Here is a 22888-nt window from a genome sequence, read left to right as displayed (position 1 = left end):
GCAAAGGCCGCATTATCGCCCGCGACGGGTCGCGCGCGCCGTTACAATCACGCGATGATTCCGCACGACCTCACCTTCGTCCTCGGCGGCGCGCGCTCGGGCAAGAGCGCCCATGCCGAGCGGCTCGCCGCCGACAGCGGCCGCCCCGTCACCTACATCGCGACCGCGATCGCCGCCGATGCCGAATTCGCGCAGCGCATCGCGCATCACCGCGCGCGCCGGCCGGCCGACTGGGGCTTCGCCGATGCCCCCGTCGATCTCGCGGGCACCCTCGCGCGGCTCGACGATCCGCACGCGTGCCTGCTCGTCGACTGCCTGACGCTGTGGCTCACGAACCTGCTGTGCCCGGCCGACGGCGCACCGCTCGACGATGCGCAGTACGCGGCCCAGGCCGACCGTCTCGAGCACGCATTGCGCGGCGCACGCGCGAAGGTGATCGTCGTCAGCAACGAGATCGGGCTCGGCGTCGTGCCGCTCGGGTCGGTCACGCGCCGCTACGTCGACGAACTCGGGCGCCTGAACCAGCGCGTTGCCGCGCTCGCGACGCGCGTGACGCTGCTCGTCGCCGGGTTGCCGCTCGACCTGAAGGCCGGAGCATCGTCATGCTGATGCTGTCGCTGCCCGTCGTCGCGATGCTCGCGGTCGCGGCCGCGATCGTCGACCGCGCACTCGGCGAGCCGGCCGGCTGGCATCCGCTCGTCGCGTTCGGCCGCCTCGCCGCACGCCTCGAAGGCGCGCTGAACACGGGCCGGCGCGGCCGCATGGTCGGCGTCGCCGCGTGGATCGCGGCCGTCGTGCCGCCGGTGGCCGTCGCGGCATGGCTCGTCACCGTGCTGCCGTGGCCGTTCGCGGCCGCGCTGCACGTCGCGCTGTTGTGGTTCGCGCTCGGCGCGAAGAGCCTCGCCGACCATGTCGCGCCGATCGCCGCCGCGCTGCTGCGGCACGACCTCGCCGCCGCCCGCACGCTGACCGCCCGCATCGTGTCGCGCGACACGAGCGACGCGGACGAAGGCGCGCTGTCGCGCGCGGCCGTCGAATCGGCGCTCGAGAACGGCAACGACGCGATCTTCGGCGCGCTCTTCTGGTTCGTCGTCGCGGGCGGTCCCGGCGCGCTGCTGTTCCGGCTCGCGAACACGCTCGACGCGATGTGGGGCTACCGCACGCCGCGCTTCCTGACCTTCGGCTGGGCCGCCGCGCGTCTCGACGACGCGCTGAACTGGCTGCCCGCCCGCCTCACGGCCGCGAGCTACGCACTGCTCGGCGACACGGCCGCCGCATGGCACTGCTGGCGCACGCAGGCGCGTCACTGGGACAGCCCGAACGCGGGCCCCGTGATGGCAGCGGGCGCCGGCAGCCTGAACGTGCAGCTCGGCGGTCCGGCCGTCTATCACGGCGAGATCGAGGATCGCCCGGCGCTCGGCACGGGCGCCTCGGCCACCGCCCTTCACATCGTCGCCGCGCAGTCGCTCGTCACGCGCACGCTTGCCCTGTGGCTCGCGCTGCTGGTCGCGAGCGGCGCACTCGCCATGGCCACCCATCATGTCTGATACCCCCATCGCGCACGGCGGCAACCTGCATGAAGCCGCCCGCCGTCACGGCATTCCGTACGACGCCTGGCTCGACCTGTCGACCGGCATCAATCCGGTCGGCTATCCGGTGCCGCCGGTTCCGGCCGACGCATGGCGGCGGCTGCCCGACGACGGCGACGGCCTCGCGGCTTGCGCCGCGCGGTACTACCGCGCGCCCGATCCCGCACACGTGCTGCCGGTCGCCGGCAGCCAGGCCGCGATCCGCGCGTTGCCCGCGTTGCTGCCGGCCGGCGACGCCGGTGTCGCGGCGCTCGCGTACGGCGAATACGCGCCTGCCTTCGCGCGGCACGGCCATCGCGTCGTGCCGCTCGACATCGGCACCGATACGCTGCCGGCAACGCTGCGCCACGTCATGATCGGGAATCCGAACAATCCGACCGCCGAATTCGTGCCGGCGGAGCGCCTGCTCGGCTGGCATGCGCAACTGGCGGCACGCGGCGGCACGCTGATCGTCGACGAGGCGTTCGCCGATACGGGTGCGTCGCAATCGCTCGCGCCGCAGGTCGATCGCCCGGGGCTCGTCGTGCTGCGCTCGGTCGGCAAGTTCTACGGGCTCGCCGGCATCCGCGCGGGCTTCGTGCTCGCGAGCCCGGAACGGATCGCCGCGCTGCGCGACATGCTCGGCGCGTGGACGGTCGGCGGTCCTGCACGTCATGCCGTGACCGCGGCGTTCGACGATCGCGCGTGGCAGGCTGCCGCCCGCGAACGGCTCGCGGCCGACGGCGAACGACTGGCCGCGCTGCTGCGCGCACACGGCTTCGCGGTTCGTGCAACGCCGCTCTTCAGCTGGACCGACGACCCGCGCGCCGCGGCACTGCACGCGGCGCTCGCGGCGCATGGCATCTGGACGCGGCACTTCCCGGCACCGTCGAGCCTACGCGTCGGCCTGCCGGGCAGCGAAGCCGAATGGCGGCGCCTCGGCGACGCGCTCGCGCACTGCGTGCCGCTGCTGCAACAGGCCTCCGCATGAGTCCGCGCAAATGTCGCCGATGGGCGCCGGTCGCGATGCTGGCCGCGCTTGCGCACGCGCCGCTCGTCCGCGCCGATGTCTCCACACGCGACGATGCCGGCAACACCGTGACGCTGCCGGCCGCCGCGCAACGCGTGATCAGCCTCGCGCCGCACGCGACCGAACTCGTCTACGCAGCCGGCGGCGGGGCGAAGCTCGTCGGCACCGTCACGTACAGCGACTATCCGCCCGCCGCGCAGGCGGTGCCGCGCGTCGGCGACAACAAGGCGCTCGACCTCGAACGGATCGCCGCGCTCAAACCCGACCTGATCGTCGTCTGGCGGCACGGCAACGCCGAGCGGCAGACCGACGCGCTGCGTGCGCTGCATATCCCGCTGTTCTTCAGTGAACCGAAACATCTCGACGACGTGTCGTCGTCGCTGCGCAGGCTCGGCACGCTGCTCGGCACGCAGCCGGCGGCCGATGTCGCCGCGGCCGCCTATACGCGCGACATCGCGGCACTGCGCACACGCTACGCGGCGCGCGCGCCCGTCACGATGTTCTTCCAGGTCTGGGACCGGCCGCTGACGACGCTCAACGGCACACACCTGATCAACGAGGTGATCGAGCTATGCGGCGGCCGCAACGTGTTCGCGTCGCTCAAGCCGCTCGCACCGACCGTCACCGACGAGGCCGTGCTCGCGGCCAATCCGGAAGCGATCGTGACGACGAGCGCCGGCGCGACCCGTTCGAACGAACCGCTGCCGAGCCTGGCGCGCTGGCGCGCGTGGCCCGCGCTGACGGCCGTGACGCGCAACAACCTGTTCGCGATCGACGGCGATCTGCTGACGCGGCCGTCGCCGCGGATCGCACAGGGCGCGGCCGCGCTGTGCGAGGATCTCGATGCCGCGCGGGCGCGGCGGCCGGCGCGCTGAGTCACGCGCCGCCGGCGCATTGCGCGCCTATGCGCTCCAGTGCATGACTTCCCATGCTCGCGCGCCGTGGTCCGCCCGCAGCCAGACACCTCCGCCCGTCGGCACCGGCCGCGACAGCAGCGTCTCGAGGGGGACCCGCAATACGTGAGACGCGAACGCGCGGATCACGCCCGCATGCGTGACGACCCATTGCGGTTCGTCGAACCGCGCAAGCGCATCGGCCCGCCGTGCCACCCGTTCGACGAGCCGCGCGACACTTTCGCCGCCGTGCGCACACGCATGCATCAGGTCGGCCGCCCATGCATCGAGCGCCGCGCGATCGATATCGTCCCAGCGCTGCATTTCCCACGCGCCGAAATCCATCTCCTGCCAGTCGGCATCGCACCGCAGCGGCACGTCGAACACCTGCGCGAGCCGCTCGGCAACCGATACGCAGCGCGTCAACGGGCTCGTCCAGACCTGTCGGGGCAACGGCGCGCCGAGCGCCGACAGATGCGCACGCACGGCCCGCGCGCCGGCGTCGGCAGGCGCGGCGAGCGGCACGTCGCTGCGCCCGTAGCAGATGCCCGGCTCGATATCGACGGCCGGATGACGGATCAGGACGACGTCCATCCGAGCACCACGAGATAGATCGCCAGTTCGCACAGTTGCTGCGCGAAGCCGAGACAGTCGCCCGTATAACCGCCGATCCGCTTCACGAAATAGCGGGCTGCCCATGCGCGCACGAGCACGAGCGCCGCGCACACGGCAACGCCCATGCGCCAGTCGGGCCAGAACAGCCAGGGCAATCCGAATACCGCCGCGACGCACGCCGCGCGACCGCCCATCCGCTGCGCGACCGGCTTCGCCTTGCCTTCGGGCCGCACGTAGTCGAGCGTCATCAGCAGGCTCACGGCCGCCGCGCGGCTCGCCGCATGCGCGGCGATCATCGTCCATGCGGCGCGCAGCGGCAGCATCGACGCAAGCGCCTGCCATTTCAGGCCGAGCGTGATCACGAGCGCGACCGCGCCGAACGTGCCGATCCGCGAGTCGTGCATGATGCGCAGCACGTCGTCGCGCGTATAGCCGCCGCCGAACGCATCGCAACTGTCGGCGAGGCCGTCCTCGTGGAACGCGCCGGTCGCAAGCAGGGTTGCCGCCATCGACAGCCCGACCGCGATCGACGGGGGCAGCACCCGCAGCGCGGCGAGATAGACGAGCGCGCCCCACGCGCCGACGCACGCGCCGACGAGCGGGAAATAACGCGCGGCCTGGTCGAGATCGCCGGCCGCGTAGCCGATCGAACGCGGCACCGGCACGCGCGTGAAATAACCGAGCGCGACGAAGAAGTAGCGCAGTTCGGCCCGCACGCCGCGCACGCGATCAGGCGTCACGATTGTCGACGCCGGCCGACTCGAAGCTCGCCATCTCGCTGAGGAAGGCCGCCGCCGCGCGCACGAGCGGCAGCGCGAGCGCCGCCCCCGTGCCTTCGCCGAGCCGCAGGTCGAGCGCGAGCAGCGGCTTCGCGCCGAAATGCTCGAGCATGCGCCGGTGGCCGGCCTCGTGCGACGTATGCGAGAACACGCAGTAGTCGCGCACGCCGGGCACGATGCGTTCGGCGACGAGCAGCGCGGCCGTCGCGATGAAGCCGTCGACGAGAATCGTCATCCGCTCGCTCGCGGCCGCGAGATACGCGCCCGTCATCATCGCGATCTCGAAACCGCCGAACGTCGCGAGCACGTCGAGCGGCGCGATCGCATGCGAATGCTTGACGAGCGCGCGGCCGAGCACCGCGCGCTTGTGCGCGAGCCCCTGGTCGTCGAGGCCCGTGCCGCGTCCGACGCATGCGTCGACCGGCACGTCGAGGAGGCGGCTCATCAGGCACGCGGCCGACGACGTGTTCGCGATCCCCATCTCGCCGAAGCCGATCACGTTCGTGCCGAGCGATGCATGCAGGCGCACGCGCGCCGCGCCGGCGGAGAGCGCCGTCATCGCCTCGTCGCGCGACATCGCCGGCTCCGCCGCGAAGTTGCGCGTGCCGCGCGCGACCGGCAGCGACACCAGCCGGTCCGACAGCGGCAACGGCGACGCGACGCCCGCATCGACGATCTCGAGCGCGCTCTGCGCGACGCCCGAGAACGCGTTGATCGCCGCGCCGCCGGCCAGGAAATTCGCGACCATCTGCGCGGTCACCGCCTGCGGATAAGGGCTGACACCCTCGGCGGCGATCCCGTGATCGCCGGCGAACACGATCGTCACGGGGCGCTGCACGACCGGTCGCTCGGTATGCTGGATCAGGCCGATCTGCAGCGCGAGCGCCTCGAGCTGGCCAAGGCTGCCCGGCGGCTTGGTCTTGTGGTCGATCACATGCTGCAGGCGCGTGCGCAGCGCGTCGTCGAGCGGCGCGATCGCGGGCGGGAAGGGGGTCGAAGTCGTCATCGGGAAGCCGTGTCGTTGGCGCGGCACGCGCCGCGCATCGAAGGAATCGGAAAAGGAAAGGTCATGGTCGCGCAGGCCATGCCGGCAGCAACGCATCGCGGCCGTTCTCGCGGATCAGCACGAGCGGATAGCCGAACGCGTCGCTCGCGCGTTCGGGCGTCAGCACGTCGTGCACGGGGCCGGCCGACGCGCGGCCGCGGCCGTCGAGCAGCAACGCGTGCGTCGCGAAACGCCGCGCGAGATTCAGGTCGTGGCACGAAAACAGCACCGTGCGCGGGCCCCGGTCGAGCCATGCGCCCAGCGCGGTCAGGCAGTCGATCTGGTGATGCAGGTCGAGATGCGCGAGCGGTTCGTCGAGCAGCATCAGCGGCGCATCCTGGCACAGCGTCGCGGCCAGCGCGACCCGCTGCCGCTCGCCGCCCGACAGCGACAATACATCGCGCGACGCGAGTGCGGTCAGATCGAACGTCGCGAGTGCGTCGTACGCGGCCGCGCGATCGCCGTCGCGCTCCCAGCCCCAGCCGCCGAGATACGGATAGCGGTGAAGCAGCACCGTGTCGAGCACCGTCGCGCTGAACGCGTCGTGCAGCTGCTGCGGCATCAGCGCGCGACGCTGCGCGAGGGGCCCGGGCGGCCACGCGACCAGCGGCCGGCCGTCGATCTCGACCTGTCCGCCGGCCGGCGGCTGCAACCCCGCGAGCGTCGCGAGCAGCGTCGTCTTGCCGGCGCCGTTCGGCCCCGCGACGCACCAGATCTCGCCAGGCCGAAACGCCTGCGTGAACCCGTCGAGCAACGTGCGCGCGCCGGCCTTCAGCGTCAGGTCGACGGCCATGCAGCGCAGCTCGCCGCCGCCCGCGTGCAGTGCGGCATCCGTCATCGCATCGGCCTCCTCAACAACATCCACAGGAACACCGGCACGCCGATCAACGCGGTCATCACGCCGACCGGCAACTGCGCGGGCGCGATCGCGGTGCGCGCGAGCAGGTCGGCCGCCATCACGCCGCCGCCGCCCGCGAGCATCGCGGCCGGCAGCAGCATCCGCTGGTCGTTGCCGAACGCGAGCCGCAGCGCATGCGGCACGACGAGGCCGACGAAGCCGATCGTGCCGGCCGTCGTCACCGCGGCAGCGGCCGCCAGCGACGCGACGAGATAGATCCGCACGCGCAGGCGCGCGACGGGCACGCCGAGCGCCTGCGCGGTCGCGTCGCCGCGCAGCAGCACGTTCAGTTGCGGCGCGGCCGGCAGCGCGACGCATGCGGCCAGCAACAGCGCCCCCCATGCGAACCAGGGCGCCGTCACGCCGTTCAGGTCGCCCGTGAGCCAGAAGATGATGCCGCGCAGCCGCGCATCGGGAGCGAGCGACAGCAACAGCGTGACGAGCGCGCCCCACCCGGCCGCGATCACGACGCCGGTGAGCAGCAGGCGCGGCGACGCGTCGCGCGAATCGCCGCGCCACAACGCGCGGCGCGCGAGACCGAGCACGAGCGCGACCGAGACGAGCGAACCGGCGAATGCCGACGCGTCGACGAGCCACCATGCGCCGCCGGCAATCATCGCGACGAGCGCGAAGCCGGCCGCGCCGCCGGACACGCCGAGCACGTACGGTTCCGCAAGCGGGTTGCGCAGCAGCACCTGCAACAGTGCGCCGGCCAGCGCGAGCAGCGCGCCGCACGCGAAGCCGGCGAGCGCGCGCGGCAGACGCAGCGTGCGGACGATCTCGGCGAACAGCGCGTCGCCGCCATGCGGGACGAGCGACGCGAGCGCCTGCCACGGCGACATCGGCACGCTGCCGATCGACAGCGACGCGACGAACAGCAGCGCGACCGCGGCGGCCAGCGCGGCCCAGATCGCGGCGGCGCGCGCGGCGCTCATGCCGTGCACGGCCGCGCGCATGATGCGCGGCGCATCCGCTCGAGATGGCCCGCCGGACATGACGGGGACGCCGCGCGGACGATTGGGGTCAGCATCGAAGAACATTCCGTGAAGCGTTGCGCGCCCCGCCTCCCCGCAGGCCGCGCGTCATGAAACCCGTGCGGGCTTCCCGTCTCGGCCGGTATCCGGGCTGGCGGCGGTCCGGCTCGCCTTCCCGCGCGTTTCACGCGCAGTGGCCCGCGCCCGCGTGCGACACCTGCACGCAAAACGCGCCCGAGCCGGCCTGCGTCGACGGACGCGGCCGCTTACCGTTGCGGGGGCAGCGCAGGTTGGCACGCTCCCGGAGCGCACGCCCTGCTTCCCGTTTAACCGCGCGTGCCACGCGCGAGCACCGAGGCGGCGCCAGTTTAGGAGCCGGTCGCGCGAGCGTCAAGGAAGCATCCGGACACGCACGGGAAGCACCGATTCGCGGCAAGAAGCCGGGGTGTTACGACTGGAAACGTTACAGATGTCGGATTGCGCGTTATTCCGCGCTAAAATGCTGGGTCTTTAGAGGACGCAGCAAATGCTCAACGAACTCGAAACCTTATCTCAAAATATTGGCCGTCTGATTTCGCTGAACAAGCGCTATCACGCGGAACGGCTCGCGCTCGAGGAGCAGGTCGCGCAATTGCGCGCGGAAGCGGACACGGTCCGCGCGGAACTCGCGGCACTGCGCGACGAACGCAATGCGCTCGCGGCCGAGCGCGACACGCTGTCGGCAAAGATCGACGACGCCCAGGTGAAACTGAACGCGATTCTCGAAAAGCTGCCGCGCTCGAAAAGCGCGGAGCAAGCCGACAACCAGCTCGACCTGCTGGATGCGCAGGCACGCCCGGATGGCGATGACGCGGCCAGCCACGGAGAACATGCATGAGCACCAAGCAGATCGAAGTCTCGATTCTCGGTCAGGCCTATCGGCTCGCCTGTTCGGCCGAGACCGAAGCGGCACTGCTCGAGGCCGTCGCGCGCGTCGACGCCGAAATGTCGAAAATCCGCTCGAACAGTTCGGTACGCGGCACCGATCGCATTGCGGTGATGGCGGCGCTGTCGCTCGCATCGGAATTGCTGCGGCTGCAAACGAGCGTGCGGCACGGTGAAGCATTTCCGGCGGAGGAAATCCGTCGTACAATGCACCAGATGAACGAACAGCTCGGCGCGGTGCTCGCACAGCACGAGACGCAGTAACGTTTCAAACGATGCGTCGATTCCCCTTGATCTCGGCGGTCAACGGTGGTCAAATTGGCGCATCGAATCACAGTTCAGTCAGCTTCCCTGCCTGGTTCGCCAAGGTCATATATTCCTTGAACCAATGCCATGTGCACGGTTGCGGAAATTTGTAGCACGGGCGCGCGCGTCACTCTGTCTGATGTACCCGAAGTGCTGCTAACTGCGACCAATTCTGAACCCCAGGTTCAGGATGCCGGCCTAGCGGCCAAGGCGGGGGCCTATCCAACGGCATCGGGCGAGTCCCGGTGCCGTTTTCTTTTGTAGCAGCCCTTTCTGCGTCGATCACGATCCATGCAATACTGGCTGATGAAGTCCGAACCGGACGAAGCAAGCATCGACGATCTCGCCAACGCTCCGCAGCGCTCGCTGCCGTGGACCGGCGTGCGCAATTATCAGGCGCGCAATTTCATGCGCGACACGATGAAGATCGGCGACGGCGTGCTGTTCTATCACTCGAGCTGCCCCGAGCCGGGCATCGCGGGCCTCGCCGAAGTGTCGTCGACACCCTACCCCGATCCCACGCAGTTCGATCCGAAAAGCCCCTACTACGACCCGAAATCGACGCAGGAAGCGCCGCGCTGGCTGCTCGTCGACGTGCGCTACGTGAAGAAGTCGCCGCTCGTGCCGCTTGCCGCACTGCGCGAACACGACGAACTCGCCGACATGCGCGTGCTGGCCCGGGGCAACCGGTTGTCGATCACACCCGTGACGCGCGCCGAATGGCGCTTCATCACCGAAAAGCTGATGAAGTAGGCGCGCGCCAAAGGTCAAATCTGGTCAGCACGCGCGGCCGGCACGGAACTCGCGGCACTTTTGCGCAGCCTAAGCAACCGCTGTCGGCCGATCGGGCCGGCCGTCGTTCATTTCGTCGCGCGGTACGCCCGCGTCGTGCACGCGTGATCCGCGTGCGCGCCCTCGCACAAGGAGTCCAACAATGACCAAGAAATCCGCTCTCGCGCTGTCGCTCGCCCTCGCCGCCGCCGTTCCCGTCGCGCTGACGCTCGCGTCGCCGGCCGCGCACGCGCAAACCGCCAACCCGCATTTCCCCGAGCCGGCAGGCGTGCTGTCGCTGTCGTCGCAAGCCAGCGCCGACGTGCCGCAGGACATCATCCACATCACGCTGTTCTACGAGCAGCAGGCCAAGGATCCGGGCAGCCTGACGGCGCAGCTGAACCAGCGCGCCGACGCGGCGCTGTCGCAGGCAAAGGGCGTGTCGGGCGTCACCGCACACACGGGTGCATTCTCCGTGTATCCGAGCACCGATCGCGACGGCAAGATTTCCGCGTGGCGCGGCCGTACCGAGGTGGCGCTCGAATCGCGCGATTTCGCCGCGGCGTCGAAGCTCGCGGGCCAGTTGTCGAACCTGATGCAGGTCGCGAACGTCGAGTTCTCGCTGTCGCCTGAAGCGCAGCGCACGGCCGAGCAGAAGCTCACGACCGAGGCGATCAAGTCGTTCCGCGCACGCGCGGACGAAGCCGCGAAGGCATTCGGCTACAGCAGCTACACGATTCGCGACGTGAACGTCGGCAGCGGCCGCAACGTGCAGCCGTACCCGCGCATGATGGCGATGGCCGCGGCGCCGATGGACAGCGCGAAGATGAGCGCGCCGATCGCGGTCGAAGGCGGCAAGGCGACCGTGTCGGTCACCGTCAACGGCTCGGTGCAGATGAAGTAACGCGCCACGCGTTGTCGGAAACGAAAAACGCCGGCCCGAAGGCCGGCGTTTTTTATGCGCCTGCAGATTGCCGATGCGCGCGACGGTTGCGCGCGCATCGATTTCACATTACGCGGCGGCGTTCGCCGCACGGCGGCGATACGCCCAGGCCATCAGCGCGACGCCCGCGAGGATCATCGGCAGCGACAGCCACTGCCCCATCGACAGACCCAGTGCAAGCAGGCCGAGGAAGTCGTCGGGCTCGCGCGCGAACTCGACCGTGAAACGGGCGAGGCCGTAGCCGATCAGGAACAGCGCGGACACGGCGCCCATCGGCCGCGGCTTGCGCGCGAAGAAGAACAACGCGAAGAACAGCGCGATGCCTTCGAGCGCGATTTCATAGAGCTGCGAAGGATGGCGCGGCAGCATCTGGTATTGCATGAACACGTCGGCGAGATGCCACTGCTCGACGAGCGCCGGATGCTTCGGCAGCCAGGCCGCGTCGTCGCGCATCGCGCCCGGGAACAGCATCGCCCACGGTGCGGCGGGGTCGGTCACGCGGCCCCACAGCTCGCCGTTGATGAAGTTGCCGAGGCGCCCGGCCGCGAGCCCCGTCGGCACCATCGGCGCGACGAAGTCGGTGACCTGCAGCCACGGGCGCTTGCGCTGCCACGCGAACAGCATCATCGCGAGCGTGACGCCGAGGAAGCCGCCGTGAAACGACATGCCGCCCTCCCACACCTTGAACACGTCGAGCGGATGCGAGAAATAGAAATCGGCCTTGTAGAACAACACATAACCGAGCCGGCCGCCGAGCACGGTGCCGAGCACGCCGTAGAACATCATGTCGTCGATGTCCTTCGCGGTCCAGCCCTGCGCGGCGACATGCGGCAGCTTCAGGCGGATCCGGCCGACGACGATCGCCGCGATGAAGCCGACGAGATACATGAGGCCATACCAGCGCACGGCCAGCGGCCCGAGATGGATCGCAACGGGGTCGAAATTCGGGTGAATGATCATGGGTTAGCGAAGAAGTTTTCGAATGCGGTACGGCAGTCGCGCTGCGCAGCACTACGCGGCACCGCGCATTGGACGGCACCGGCGCGCCATCGTTCACGTCACGCGGCGGGGCCGTGCGCGCGCACGACGTCGATGAAGCCGGCCAGCACGGGACTCACGTCGCCCGTGCGCCACACGAGGCCGGTCTCGACGACCGGCGCGTGCCCGGCAAGCGGCCGGTAGACCACACCGGTGCGCCGCAGGTTACGCAGCGATTGCGGCACCAGTGCGACGCCCATGCCGGCCGACACGAGGCTGACGATCGTCTGCATCTGGATCGCCTCCTGGCCGATGCGCGGGGTTTCCCCCGCCGCGCCGTAGCAGCCCGTAATGATGTCATAAAAGCCGGGCGCCAAACGGCGCGGAAAGATCACGAGCGGCAGCGTGGCCACTTCGGCGAGGTGCACGGGCACGTCTTCGGCCGCATCGGATGCCGCGGCGGGCATCGCGACCACCAGCGGCTCGCGCACCACGGGCAGGTACGACAAGCCGGCTGCGTGGCGCGGCGGCACCGGTGGAATGACGAGCCCCGCGTCGATGCGCCCGGCGACGAGTTCATCGATCTGCACGTCGCTCGTCGCCTCCGCGAGCTGCAGGCGCACCTGCGGATAGCGTGCGCCGAACGCGCGCAGCAGCGACGGCAGCAGCCCGTAATCCGCGGTCGACACGAACGCGAGCGACAGCGAGCCGGCCTCGCCGCGCGCGAGCCGCCGCGCGAGCGGCGGCAGCGCATCGGCCGATGCCAGCAGCCGGCGCACGTCGGGCAACAGCGCCGCGCCGACCGCCGTCAGCGCCACCGAACGCTTGGTGCGCACGAACAACGCGACGCCCAGCGCGTCCTCGAGCGCGCGGATCGCCTGCGACAGCGGCGGCTGCGTCATCGACAGGCGCTCGGCCGCGCGGCCGAAATGGCGTTCGTCGGCCACGGTCGCGAAATAACGCCACTGGCGCAAGTCGGGTGTCGGATCGGCCATGCTTGACTCATTCGAAAAAAGACTTAATAGGCGACAAATAATATATTGGACATCACAATCCGGAAACTCCATTCTTGATTGACCCAAACCGGCGCGCCCTCACGAGCGACGCCCACACAACGATGGAGCCCCCCATGTCGTACAACCGTCGCTCGAAGCACATCACGCAAGGCGTGGCCCGTTCGCCGAACCGCTCGATGTATTACGCCCTCGGCTACCAGAAGGACGATTTCGACAAGCCGATGATCGGCATCGCGAACGGCCATTCGACGATCACGCCATGCAATTCCGGCCTGCAGCGCCTGTCGGACGCGGCCGTCGAGGCCGTGAAGGCGTCCGGCGCGAATCCGCAGATCTTCGGCACGCCGACGATTTCGGACGGCATGTCGATGGGCACCGAGGGGATGAAGTACTCGCTCGTGTCGCGCGAGGTGATCGCCGACTGCATCGAGACCTGCGTGCAGGGCCAATGGATGGACGGCGTGGTGGTGGTCGGCGGCTGCGACAAGAACATGCCGGGCGGCATGATCGCGCTCGCGCGCCTGAACGTGCCGGGCATCTACGTGTACGGCGGCACGATCCGCCCGGGCAACTGGAAGGGCCGCGACCTGACGATCGTGTCGTCGTTCGAGGCCGTCGGCGAATTCACCGCGGGCCGGATGTCGCAGGAGGACTTCGAAGGGGTCGAGAAGAACGCGTGCCCGACGTCGGGCTCGTGCGGCGGCATGTACACCGCGAACACGATGAGCTCGTCGTTCGAGGCGCTCGGCATGTCGCTGCTGTATTCGTCGACGATGGCGAACCCCGACCAGGAGAAGGTCGATTCGTCCGCCGACTCGGCGCGGGTGCTCGTCGAGGCCGTGAAGCGCGACCTGAAGCCGCGCGACATCATCACGAAGGAAGCGATCGAGAACGCCGTGTCGGTGATCATGGCCACGGGCGGCTCGACCAATGCGGTGCTGCACTATCTCGCGATCGCGCACGCGGCCGAGGTCGACTGGACGATCGACGATTTCGAGCGCATCCGCAAGCGCGTGCCCGTGATCTGCGACCTGAAGCCGTCAGGGAAGTATGTGGCGACCGACCTGCACCGCGCCGGCGGGATTCCGCAGGTGCTGAAGATCCTGCTCGACGCGGGGCTGCTGCACGGCGACTGCATGACGATCACCGGCCGCACGATCGCCGACGAACTGAAGGACGTGCCGAGCGTGCCGCGCGCCGACCAGGACGTGATCTTCCCGATCGACCGCGCGCTGTACCAGGAAGGCCATCTGGCGATCCTGAAGGGCAATCTCGCGGAAGACGGCGCGGTCGCGAAGATCACCGGCCTGAAGAACCCGGTGATCACCGGCCCGGCCCGCGTGTTCGACGACGAACAGAGCGCGATGGATGCGATCCTCGGCGACCGGATCCGCGCGGGCGACATCCTCGTGCTGCGCTATCTCGGCCCGCAGGGCGGCCCCGGCATGCCGGAAATGCTCGCGCCGACCTCCGCGATCATCGGCAAGGGGCTCGGCGAATCGGTCGGCTTCATCACGGACGGCCGCTTCTCGGGCGGCACCTGGGGCATGGTGGTCGGCCACGTCGCGCCGGAGGCGTTCGTCGGCGGCACGATCGCGCTCGTGCAGGAAGGCGACTCGATCACGATCGACGCGCACCGGCTGCTGCTGCAGCTGAATGTGGACGACGCGGAGCTCGCACGCCGCCGCGCCGCGTGGCGCCAGCCGGCGCCCCGCTATACGCGCGGCGTGCTCGCGAAATTCGCGGCGCTCGCCCGGCCGGCGAACCAGGGGGCCGTTACGGGGTGACGTGAGCGCGTCGCGGCATGCGGCCCCAACAGGCACGGCCGCCGGGGAACGCGCAAAACGCGCCTTCCCTTTGCTTCTATAATGCGCGGACCATGAAGCCGGCTGTCCCCGCCGGCGGAGAACCGCATGAAACAGACGATATTGCGCGCGCTGCTCGTGACGCTGCTGGCCGGCGGCGCGGCCGCCGCGCGTGCCGACCAGGCCGACGGGCTCGCGCTGGCGCAGCGCAAGAACTGCATGGCCTGCCACGCGGTGAGCAAGCCGCTGATGGGCCCGTCGTTCCACGATATCGCCGGCAAGTACGCGGCACGCGGCGACGCCGTCGACTACCTGGCCCAATCGATCGTGAAAGGCAGCGTCGGCGTATGGGGCAGCGTGCCGATGCCCGCCAATACGCAACTGACGAATACCGAAGCCCATACGCTCGCGCAATGGGTGCTGTCGGTGCGCTGATCCGGATGCCCCGGACACCGGTCGCCGTTGTGCCGCGCGTTGCCGTCAGGCGGCCCTGCACCGGCCGGCCGGTGCCTTGACGGCCACCTTACCGGCACTTGCCGGGACCGCGCCCTCTTTCCCGCCGCGGAGCGACCGCGCGTTCAGCCGGAATGGCCGGCGCGGCGGCGTGCGATCTCTTCATCGACCGCGTCGCGGACCCAGTCCATGACCTCGGTCTCCAGCGCGAGCGCCACCTCGCGCGTGACCTGCCCGACGAGCCAGGCCGAATGCTCATGCAGCGCGTCGCGACAGCGTTCCTCGATCGCGTCGCGGCCCGCTCCGGTCAGATAGTTCGTCAGCCGATTGCGCAGGCGCTCGGCGATGTGCTGCGCATCCTCCGGCGTCAGCCCTGCTGCCGCGGCGGCATCCGACATCGCCGTTTCAGGCGCCGGCCCGGCCGCTTCATGCGCCATCGCGGCGAGCGCGTGCCGCGGCACGGTGTCGTCGGCCAGCGACGACCGCAGCGGTGCATTCATCGCCGCCGTGTCTTCGGCGACCACATGCTCCGTGGCGCCGGTTTCGGCCGGCGCATCGGTTTCGCCCATCGCGGCCGCCTCGGCCGTTGCCACGTCGCCCGGCAACGCGATCGCCGGCACGTGCGGCGTCGGCACCGGCTCGACCACGACGGCTTCGGGGTCGGCCCCGGTTTTCATGGCATCGCCCGGTGCGATCACGTCGGTGAGCACCGGAATCGCCGTGCGCTCGTGCGGCTGCGGCGCGCCGGGCGCGGACGCGCGCGCCCGCACCGGCTTGCCCGGCACCAGCACGTCGGTCAGCATCGGGATCGAGGTTGAATCGGCTTGTGTCACGGCAACACTCCGTCGACGGTTTCGGCTAGCTGCCCTGCTTGTAGTTGTTCAGCGCGTATCCGCGGTCGCGGTAGAACCGGTAGCGGTCGCGGCCCGCGGCCAGCTCGTCCGGCGCATTGCCGACCACTTCGAGCAGACGCTCGAAGCGGGCGAACTGCGCGGGCACGGCCGCGCCGAGGTTCAGCAGCACGTGGTGATGCGGCGCGCGGTCGAGATCGGCCGCCAGCACGATCGGCGTGCCGGCTGCGTGCTCGCTGTCGACGCCGCAATGCGGGATGAAATCGAGCGGCGAGAACGTCCAGAGCCGCTCGTCGAGCGCGCGCAGGCGCGCGGGCTCGGCGAGCACGACGACCGGCTGCCCGGCCTGGTAGGCCTTGCGCAGCAGCCGGCACGCGTACGCGAGCGAATCGCCGACGTTCGAGTGGAAATCGATCCGCGTCATTGCCCGCGTACCCGCATCGTCGTCTGCACCGCCATCACTGGCCGGCGCGGTCGATCAGGAACTGCGCGAGCAACGGCACCGGACGGCCCGTCGCCCCCTTTGCCGCGCCGCCCTTCCACGCGGTGCCCGCGATGTCGAGGTGGGCCCACGGGTAGCTGTCGGTGAAGCGCGACAGGAAACACGCGGCCGTCACCGCGCCGGCCGGACGGCCGCCGATGTTCGCGAGATCCGCGAAGTTCGACTTCAGCTGGTCCTGGTACTCGTCGTCGAGCGGCATGCGCCACGCCGGATCGTTCGCCTCGCGCGACGCGTCGAGCAGTTCGCCCGCGAGCGCGTCGTCGGTCGAGAACAGGCCGCTGTTGTGGCCGCCCAGCGCGATCACGCACGCGCCCGTCAGCGTCGCGACGTCGATCACCGCCGCCGGCTTGAAGCGCTCGGCATACGTGAGCGCATCGCACAGGATCAGGCGGCCTTCGGCGTCGGTGTTCAGCACTTCGATCGTCAGGCCCTTCATGCTGGTGACGATGTCGCCCGGCTTCGTCGCGTTGCCGCCCGGCATGTTCTCGCAGGTCGGCACGATCGCGACGACGTTGATCTTCAGCCCCATCTCGGCGACCGCGCGCATCGTGCCGAGCACGGAACCGGCGCCGCACATGTCGTACTTCATCTCGTCCATGCCCTCGCCCGGCTTCAGCGAGATGCCGCCCGTGTCGAACGTGATGCCCTTGCCGACCAGCACGACCGGCGCGGCCTTCGCGGCGGCGCCCTGGTAGTGCAGCACGATGAACTGGGGCGGCTCGACCGACGCACGCGCGACCGACAGGAACGAGCCCATCTTCAGCGCCTGGATCTGCTTGAGCCCGAGGACTTCGGCCTTCAGGCCCCAATCCTTCGCGATCTTCTTCGCGGTGTTGCCGAGGTAGGTCGGCGTGCAGACGTTGCCGGGCAGGTTGCCGAGGTCGCGGGTCAGATCCATCCCGTTCGCGAGCGCGACGGCCTGCTTGACCGCGACCTTCGCGGCCTTCTCGTCGGCCGGGTCGACGCTGAACACGACGCGCTTGAGCGTGTGCGACGCCGGTTCCGGCTTGCTCTTCATCTGCGTGAAGCGGTAGGTCTCGTTGCGCAGCGCGAGAATCGCCGCACGCACGCCCCAGTCGGAGCTGCGCTCGTCGACCGGCAGTTGCGCGAGCGAGAACGTGACCTGGACAACCTTGGTCGCCAGCAGCGCGCGCCACGCGGCCGTCACCGCGTCGTTATAGGCTTTCTGATTGAAAGCATCCTGTTTGCCGAGGCCGACGAGCAGCACGCGCGACGCGCCGATGCCCGACACTTCGTGCAGGAACAGCGTCTTGCCGCGCTTGCCGTCCATGTCGCCGGCCTTCACCATGCGCGAAATCAGCCCCTTGGTGGCCGTGTCGATGTCGAGCGCCGCGCCCGAAAGCGTCTGCGCCTCGAAGATGCCGAGCACGATGCAGTCGGACTTCCCGGTCAGGAACCCCTTGGCCTCGCCTTTGCTCCAATCACAGCCTTTTATGCTAAAGTCCATCGCGCTTGTCCTCGGATAAAATCTGGGCTAAGGATGAAAGCCGCAATTATCCGCTATTTTTCCCGTGGCGGCGCGAGCGCTCCACCACGCGTGCGCCGCCTCCCGCCCTCTTCTCATCAAGAATGATCTTCGAACGCTCCCTCCAGCGCGAGCTTGCGTATACGGCTGGCGCCGTGTTCATGGTGCTGCTCACGATCATGCTCACGACGATGATGATCCGCATCGTCGGCTACGCCGCGTCCGGTGAAATCGATCCGCGGGACGTGCTCGTGCTGATCGGCCTGACCGTGATCGGCTATCTCGCCGTGATGCTCGTCGTCACGCTGTTCGTGTCGATCCTGTTCGTGCTGACCCGGTGGTACCGGGACTCCGAAATGGTGGTGTGGCTCGCGTCGGGCGTGAGCCTCACGCGCCTCATCAAGCCGATCGGCGTGTTCGCCACGCCGATCGTCCTGCTGATCGCCTTCTTCGCGTTCGTCGGCTGGCCGTGGTCGAACCAGCAGAGCAAGATGATCAAGGCACGCTTCCAGCAGCGCGACGAGATCTCGCTGCTCGCGCCGGGCCAGTTCCGCGAGTCGGCCGCGAACCACCGCGTGTTCTTCATCGAGAAGATGACGCCCGACCAGAGCAAGGTGCAGAACGTGTTCGTCACGTCGACCGAGAACGGCAAGGTCAACGTGGTCGTGTCGCAGACGGGTCATACGGAGACGCGCGACGGCAGCCGTTTCGTCGTCCTGGAAGACGGCCGCCGCTACGACGGCACGCCCGGCCAGCCGAACTTCAAGATCATGGAGTTCGAGCGCTACGGCGTGAAGATCACCAGCACCCCGGTCACCAACGTGCCGACCACCAACAGCACGCCGACGCCCGACCTGCTGCGCAACCCGACGCGCGACAACCTCGCGGAATTCGCGTGGCGCGCGGGGCTGCCGCTGATCGCGATCAACCTGATGGTGCTCGGCATTCCGCTGTCGTACCAGAACCCGCGCCGCAGCCGCACGATCAACCTCGTGATGGCCGTGCTGATCTACCTCACGTACTCGAACCTGCTGAACGTCGTGCAGGCGCAGATCGAGCAGGGCAAGATGTCGTTCGGCGTGGGCCTCGTCGGCCTGCACCTGGTCGTCGCGGCGATCGTCGCGTTCATCTTCTGGTTGCGCGTGCGCAATCGTCCGTTATTGACACGCGCGCTGTTCGGCCGCTCGGGAGCATGATCGATGCGGCTCTATGAAAAGTACTTCGCGCGACAGATCTACGTCACGTTCATCTTCATCCTGTTCGCGTTCTCGGGCCTGTTCTTCTTCTTCGACCTGATCAGCGAACTGAACTCGGTCGGGCACGGGAACTACAAGTTCGGCTACGCGGTGCTGCGCGTCGCGCTGCAGACGCCGTCGCGCTTCTACGAGATCATCCCGGTCGCCGCGCTGATCAGCGCGATCTACGTGTTCGCGCAGATGGCCGCGAACTCGGAATTCACGATCTTCCGCGTGTCGGGCCTCGCGACCAACCAGGCGCTGCGCTCGCTGCTGAAAATCGGCGTGCCGCTCGTGATCGTCACCTACCTGATCGGCGAATTCGTCGGCCCGTACGCCGACCAGCTGTCCGAACGCGTGCGGCTGCAGGCGCTCGGCGCATCGGTGTCGTCGAACTTCCAGTCGGGCGTGTGGGTGAAGGACACGCTCGCGGCCCGCGAAAACGGCGAGCAGGTCACGCGCTTCGTCAACGTCGGCAGCCTGTCGCCCGACTCGACGATCAGCAACGTGCGCATCTACGAATTCGACTCGAAGTTCCAGCTGCAGAACGTCCGGATCGCGCAGACGGGCCGCTACGAGCCGCCCGGCCACTGGCTGCTGAAGGGCGTCACCGAGACGGAGCTCACGCCGATCAAGCCGGTCAGCGGCCAGCCGGCCGACGCGCTGAACCCCGTGTACCGGTCGCAGCAGGTGTCGCTGCCCGAATACCGGCTGCGCTCGGACCTGACGCCGCAGATCCTGTCGGTGCTTCTCGTGTCGCCGGAGCGCATGTCGCTCATCAACCTGTTCCGCTACATCCAGCACTTGCGCGAGAATCAGCAGGACACCCAGCGCTACGACATCGCGCTGTGGCGCAAGCTGCTGTATCCGTTCGCGGTGTTCGTGATGCTCGTGCTGTCGCTGCCGTTCGCGTACCTGCACACGCGCGCGGGTGTGGTCGGCGTGAAGGTGTTCGGCGGCATCATGCTCGGCATGAGCTTCCAGCTGCTCAACACGCTGTTCTCGCACATCGGCACGCTGAACACGTGGCCCGCGCCGCTCACCGCGGCGACCCCGGGTCTGATCTATCTCGCGCTCGGCCTGTTCGCGCTCAAGTGGGTCGACCGGCACTGAGTGCCGCATGACGACGGAGGCATCGACATGAGTTCGCACGGCATCGTCCTGTTCGGCCACGGCGCCCGCGATCCGCGCTGGGCCGAGCCGTTCGAGCGGCTCGCCGCGCGGCTGCGCGGCGCAGGCTCCGCTGCCCCGCGCGTGTCGCTCGCGTTCCTCGAGCTGATGACGCCGTCGCTCGCCGACGCCGTTGCCGCGCAAGTCGCCGCCGGCTGCACGCGCATCACCGTGGTGCCCGTGTTCTTCGGCCAGGGCGGCCATGTCCGCCGCGACCTGCCGCAGCTCGTCGATGCCTGCCGCACCGCGCATCCGGCGGTCGAGATCCGCTGCGCGACGGCCGTCGGCGAAGACGACGGCGTGCTCGACGCGATCGCACGCTACTGTCTCGGCCAGCTCGGCGACGACGCCTGAGCGAATCCGCCGCCCCAAACAAAAAAGCGCCGGCTTCGAAAGCCGGCGCTTTTTTTACGCCCGCGAACCGGCGGCAATCCGGCAGCAATCGCTACCTCGCTTGGCCGCGCCGCGCGCTCGACTCAAGCGGCACTGCGCAACGCGTCGCCGTCTTTTGCGAGCCGCACGCGCTCGGCGAATGCATCGCCGATCATCAGCAGGCTCGGTTCGGCGGGATCGAGCCACGCCTGCGCGTCGCCCGCCGCCATCTGCGCGAGCGTCAGCGTTAGCGAGCGCTCGCGCACGGTGCTGCACGCCTCAACGATCGCGACGGGTGTCGCCGGCGCCCGGCCGGCGTCGATCAGCTCCTGCGCGATGCCGGGCGCGCTGTCGCGGCCCATGTAGTAGACGATCGAATCGGCGCGCGCGGCTTCGCGAATCTCGTCGCTGCCCGGCGCGCGACTGTGCGTCGCGAACGCGACGCTGCGCGACACACCGCGCAACGTCAGCGATCGCTTCAGCGTCGCGGCGCCGGCCAGCGCCGCGGTGATGCCCGGCACGACCTCGTAGTCGATGCCGGCCGCCTCGAGCGCACGCATTTCCTCTTCGGCGCGGCCGAACAGCATCGGATCGCCGCCCTTCAGCCGCACGACGCACGCGTGTTCGCGCGCCGCATCGACGATCTGCTTGTTGATGAAATGCTGCGCGGTCGAGCGCTGCCCGCAGCGCTTGCCGACCGCGATCTTTCGCGCGTTCGGCGCGTAGCCGAGCATCGCCGGCTCGACGAGCGCGTCGTGCAGCACGACGTCGGCTTGCTCGAGCAGCCGCATGCCGCGCACCGTGATGAGGTCGGCCGCGCCCGGCCCTGCTCCGATCAGATACACCTTGCCCATGTTAGTCGCTTCGCTTCGTCCTTGCGGACGTTTGCGGGCGGCCCGCGCCGCCGTGCGGCGGCGCGGTTCGCCGCGCAGATTGACGATTACGCCGAGAACGCCCGGATCATGCCGGCGGCGACCGTGTGGTGCGTCGCCTCGTCGATCAGCACGAACGCGCCGGTGCCCGGGTGCGCATCGTACGTGTCGCAGACGATCGGCTTCTGCAGCGTCAGCGCGACGCGGCCGATGTCGTTCATCTTCAGGTCCTGACGGTCGGTCGCGTGCGACAGCGTATGCACGTCGAGCACCTGCTTGACCGCGCCGATCTTCGCGAACACCGTGCTCGTGGTCTGCTTCAGCAGGTACTTGCGCTGCGGCGACAGCGGCGCTTCGTCGAACCAGCACAGGTCGGCCTCGAGCTTCTTCGCCGGCTCGACCGGCTCGGCGGTCGTGACGAACATGTCGCCGCGCGACACGTCGACATCTTCCTCGAGGCGGATCGTCACCGTCTGGCCCGCGAACGCGTGCGCGACCGACGCGGTGCCGCCCGGCACCGGCGCGACGATCTCGGCGATCGTTGCCGTGCGGTTCGACGGCAGCACGACGATCTCGTCGCCCACCTTCACTTCGCCCGACTCGATCCGGCCCATGTAGCCGCGGAAGTCGTCGGCCGAGCTGCCGTCCTGGCGCGCGACCCACTGCACCGGGAAGCGCAGCGCGTCATGCGCCTGCGTCTCGACCGGCAGCGACTCGAGCACGTCGAGGAGCGGCTCGCCCGCGTACCACGGCATGCGCTCGCTCGCGCCGACGATGTTGTCGCCCTTCAGCGCCGACACCGGCACGAAGCGCACGTCGGTCAGGCCGAGCTGCTTCGCGAGCGCGACGTACGCATCGCGGATCTCGTTGAAGCGCGCCTCGCTGTGGTCGACGAGGTCCATCTTGTTGATCGCGACGATCACGTGCTGCAGCCCCAGCAGCTTGACGATCGCGCTGTGGCGCTTGGTCTGCGGCAGCAGTTCCGCGACGCCGTTCTCGATCGTCACGCGCGTCGCGTCGATCAGGATGATCGCCGCGTGCGCGGTCGACGCGCCGGTCACCATGTTGCGCGTGTACTGCTCGTGGCCCGGCGTGTCGGCGATGATGAACTTGCGCTTCGCGGTCGCGAAATAGCGGTACGCGACGTCGATCGTGATGCCCTGCTCGCGCTCGGCTTCCAGCCCGTCGGTCAGCAGCGCGAGGTCGAGCTCGTCGCCGACGGTGCGCTTGTTCTTCGCACGCGACAGCGCGGACAGCTGGTCGGACAGCACGGCCTTGCTGTCGTACAGCAGGCGGCCGATCAGCGTGCTCTTGCCGTCGTCGACGCTGCCTGCGGTGATGAAGCGCAGCACGCCGAGGTCTTCGGTGTTCTCGATGATGCTCATGATGTGAATGTCCTCGT

Annotated in this window: 25 protein-coding genes, 1 other RNA gene and 1 riboswitch; of the genes, 14 read left to right on the top strand and 12 right to left on the bottom strand. The window is 69.2% G+C overall.

Going from position 1 to position 22888, the window contains the following annotated elements; all coding sequences use genetic code 11:
* The first annotated feature begins 54 nt into the window (after positions 1-54).
* From cobU to HWX00_RS32855, 4 genes are read left to right on the top strand one after another with little or no spacing between them, the layout of a single operon-like run.
* A complete protein-coding gene (gene cobU / locus HWX00_RS32870) occupies positions 55-609 on the top strand; it encodes a bifunctional adenosylcobinamide kinase/adenosylcobinamide-phosphate guanylyltransferase (protein ID WP_034186263.1) in 555 nt (184 codons plus the stop codon).
* Positions 603-1547, top strand: a complete 945-nt coding sequence (gene cbiB, locus HWX00_RS32865; protein ID WP_175027678.1) for an adenosylcobinamide-phosphate synthase CbiB — start codon at positions 603-605, stop codon at positions 1545-1547. Before cobU ends, cbiB begins: the two co-directional genes overlap by 7 nt.
* Positions 1540-2559, top strand: a complete 1020-nt coding sequence (gene cobD, locus HWX00_RS32860) for a threonine-phosphate decarboxylase CobD (RefSeq protein ID WP_175027677.1) — start codon at positions 1540-1542, stop codon at positions 2557-2559. The genes cbiB and cobD overlap by 8 nt, the downstream gene beginning before the upstream one ends.
* Positions 2556-3473 (top strand): cobalamin-binding protein, encoded by a 918-nt coding sequence (locus tag HWX00_RS32855; RefSeq protein WP_175027676.1) that lies wholly within the window; start codon positions 2556-2558, stop codon positions 3471-3473. Before cobD ends, HWX00_RS32855 begins: the two co-directional genes overlap by 4 nt.
* A 27-nt stretch (positions 3474-3500) precedes the next feature.
* Here the strand turns inward: HWX00_RS32855 and cobC are convergent, their stop codons facing one another.
* From cobC to HWX00_RS32830, 5 genes are all read right to left on the bottom strand, one after another.
* A complete protein-coding gene (cobC, locus tag HWX00_RS32850) occupies positions 3501-4085 on the bottom strand; it encodes an alpha-ribazole phosphatase (protein ID WP_069705613.1) in 585 nt (194 codons plus the stop codon).
* Positions 4070-4846, bottom strand: coding sequence for an adenosylcobinamide-GDP ribazoletransferase (locus tag HWX00_RS32845; protein WP_034186268.1), 777 nt, complete (start codon positions 4844-4846; stop codon positions 4070-4072). The genes cobC and HWX00_RS32845 overlap by 16 nt, the downstream gene beginning before the upstream one ends.
* On the bottom strand, positions 4836-5891 hold the full coding sequence (gene cobT / locus HWX00_RS32840) for a nicotinate-nucleotide--dimethylbenzimidazole phosphoribosyltransferase (RefSeq protein WP_069705614.1): 1056 nt from the start codon (positions 5889-5891) through the stop codon (positions 4836-4838). The genes HWX00_RS32845 and cobT overlap by 11 nt, the downstream gene beginning before the upstream one ends.
* Before the next feature lie 61 nt (positions 5892-5952).
* Positions 5953-6768, bottom strand: a complete 816-nt coding sequence (locus HWX00_RS32835) for an ABC transporter ATP-binding protein (RefSeq protein WP_069705615.1) — start codon at positions 6766-6768, stop codon at positions 5953-5955.
* A complete protein-coding gene (locus tag HWX00_RS32830) occupies positions 6765-7823 on the bottom strand; it encodes a FecCD family ABC transporter permease (RefSeq protein WP_175027675.1) in 1059 nt (352 codons plus the stop codon). Before HWX00_RS32830 ends, HWX00_RS32835 begins: the two co-directional genes overlap by 4 nt.
* A 99-nt stretch (positions 7824-7922) precedes the next feature.
* A riboswitch (cobalamin riboswitch) is annotated at positions 7923-8174 on the bottom strand.
* A gap of 154 nt (positions 8175-8328) precedes the next feature.
* On the opposite strand from HWX00_RS32830, the gene HWX00_RS32825 reads away from it, so the two are divergent.
* The 5 genes from HWX00_RS32825 to HWX00_RS32805 all read left to right on the top strand — a co-directional run bounded on the left by HWX00_RS32825 (position 8329) and on the right by HWX00_RS32805 (position 10707).
* Positions 8329-8679 carry an ATPase gene (locus HWX00_RS32825; protein ID WP_034186271.1) on the top strand — a complete coding sequence of 117 codons (351 nt, stop codon included), beginning with the start codon at positions 8329-8331 and terminating at the stop codon, positions 8677-8679.
* Positions 8676-8990, top strand: a complete 315-nt coding sequence (locus HWX00_RS32820) for a cell division protein ZapA (RefSeq protein ID WP_011352906.1) — start codon at positions 8676-8678, stop codon at positions 8988-8990. Before HWX00_RS32825 ends, HWX00_RS32820 begins: the two co-directional genes overlap by 4 nt.
* A gap of 81 nt (positions 8991-9071) precedes the next feature.
* Positions 9072-9253, top strand: a non-coding RNA gene (gene ssrS / locus HWX00_RS32815) — 6S RNA.
* Positions 9254-9323: 70 nt separating this feature from the next.
* Complete coding sequence (locus HWX00_RS32810; protein ID WP_034178770.1) at positions 9324-9785, top strand: EVE domain-containing protein; 462 nt, start codon at positions 9324-9326, stop codon at positions 9783-9785.
* 181 nt (positions 9786-9966) lie between these two features.
* Positions 9967-10707, top strand: a complete 741-nt coding sequence (locus tag HWX00_RS32805; RefSeq protein ID WP_034186272.1) for an SIMPL domain-containing protein — start codon at positions 9967-9969, stop codon at positions 10705-10707.
* A gap of 108 nt (positions 10708-10815) precedes the next feature.
* Here the strand turns inward: HWX00_RS32805 and lgt are convergent, their stop codons facing one another.
* Together lgt and HWX00_RS32795 are read right to left on the bottom strand one after the other, a co-directional pair.
* Positions 10816-11706 carry a prolipoprotein diacylglyceryl transferase gene (gene lgt / locus HWX00_RS32800; RefSeq protein WP_034186273.1) on the bottom strand — a complete coding sequence of 297 codons (891 nt, stop codon included), beginning with the start codon at positions 11704-11706 and terminating at the stop codon, positions 10816-10818.
* A 98-nt stretch (positions 11707-11804) separates the two neighbouring features.
* Positions 11805-12719 carry a LysR family transcriptional regulator gene (locus tag HWX00_RS32795; RefSeq protein ID WP_175027674.1) on the bottom strand — a complete coding sequence of 305 codons (915 nt, stop codon included), beginning with the start codon at positions 12717-12719 and terminating at the stop codon, positions 11805-11807.
* Between the two features lie 134 nt (positions 12720-12853).
* Between HWX00_RS32795 and ilvD the strand changes: the two genes are divergently transcribed.
* Together ilvD and HWX00_RS32785 are read left to right on the top strand one after the other, a co-directional pair.
* Positions 12854-14527: a dihydroxy-acid dehydratase gene (gene ilvD, locus HWX00_RS32790; protein ID WP_175027673.1), complete on the top strand. Its 1674-nt coding sequence runs from the start codon at positions 12854-12856 to the stop codon at positions 14525-14527.
* A 126-nt stretch (positions 14528-14653) separates the two neighbouring features.
* Positions 14654-14980, top strand: a complete 327-nt coding sequence (locus tag HWX00_RS32785) for a c-type cytochrome (protein WP_034186276.1) — start codon at positions 14654-14656, stop codon at positions 14978-14980.
* A 143-nt stretch (positions 14981-15123) separates the two neighbouring features.
* Here HWX00_RS32785 and HWX00_RS32780 read toward each other — a convergent pair whose 3' ends face one another.
* From HWX00_RS32780 to HWX00_RS32770, 3 genes are read right to left on the bottom strand one after another with little or no spacing between them, the layout of a single operon-like run.
* Positions 15124-15831: a DUF2486 family protein gene (locus HWX00_RS32780; protein WP_175027672.1), complete on the bottom strand. Its 708-nt coding sequence runs from the start codon at positions 15829-15831 to the stop codon at positions 15124-15126.
* A gap of 25 nt (positions 15832-15856) precedes the next feature.
* The gene (locus HWX00_RS32775; protein WP_021160787.1) at positions 15857-16273 is read right to left on the bottom strand and encodes a DNA polymerase III subunit chi; all 417 of its coding nucleotides are present in this window, start codon (positions 16271-16273) and stop codon (positions 15857-15859) included.
* 34 nt (positions 16274-16307) lie between these two features.
* Complete coding sequence (locus HWX00_RS32770) at positions 16308-17819, bottom strand: leucyl aminopeptidase (protein ID WP_034186278.1); 1512 nt, start codon at positions 17817-17819, stop codon at positions 16308-16310.
* 122 nt (positions 17820-17941) lie between these two features.
* Between HWX00_RS32770 and lptF the strand changes: the two genes are divergently transcribed.
* From lptF to HWX00_RS32755, 3 genes are read left to right on the top strand one after another with little or no spacing between them, the layout of a single operon-like run.
* Positions 17942-19033 (top strand): LPS export ABC transporter permease LptF, encoded by a 1092-nt coding sequence (gene lptF / locus HWX00_RS32765; RefSeq protein ID WP_034186279.1) that lies wholly within the window; start codon positions 17942-17944, stop codon positions 19031-19033.
* Between the two features lie 3 nt (positions 19034-19036).
* Positions 19037-20185 (top strand): LPS export ABC transporter permease LptG, encoded by a 1149-nt coding sequence (gene lptG / locus HWX00_RS32760; RefSeq protein WP_034186280.1) that lies wholly within the window; start codon positions 19037-19039, stop codon positions 20183-20185.
* Positions 20186-20212: 27 nt separating this feature from the next.
* A complete protein-coding gene (locus HWX00_RS32755) occupies positions 20213-20596 on the top strand; it encodes a sirohydrochlorin chelatase (protein WP_059560410.1) in 384 nt (127 codons plus the stop codon).
* Positions 20597-20718: 122 nt separating this feature from the next.
* Here HWX00_RS32755 and cobA read toward each other — a convergent pair whose 3' ends face one another.
* Together cobA and HWX00_RS32745 are read right to left on the bottom strand one after the other, a co-directional pair.
* Entirely contained in the window at positions 20719-21468 is a 750-nt protein-coding gene (gene cobA / locus HWX00_RS32750) for a uroporphyrinogen-III C-methyltransferase (protein ID WP_175027671.1), read from the bottom strand.
* An 86-nt stretch (positions 21469-21554) separates the two neighbouring features.
* Complete coding sequence (locus HWX00_RS32745) at positions 21555-22871, bottom strand: sulfate adenylyltransferase subunit 1 (RefSeq protein ID WP_034186282.1); 1317 nt, start codon at positions 22869-22871, stop codon at positions 21555-21557.
* Positions 22872-22888: the final 17 nt, after the last annotated feature.

Origin of the sequence: Burkholderia seminalis DSM 23518, assembly GCF_902832885.1 — a bacterium.
Lineage (GTDB): Bacteria > Pseudomonadota > Gammaproteobacteria > Burkholderiales > Burkholderiaceae > Burkholderia > Burkholderia seminalis.
This window is presented reverse-complemented; position numbering and strand designations above follow the sequence as displayed.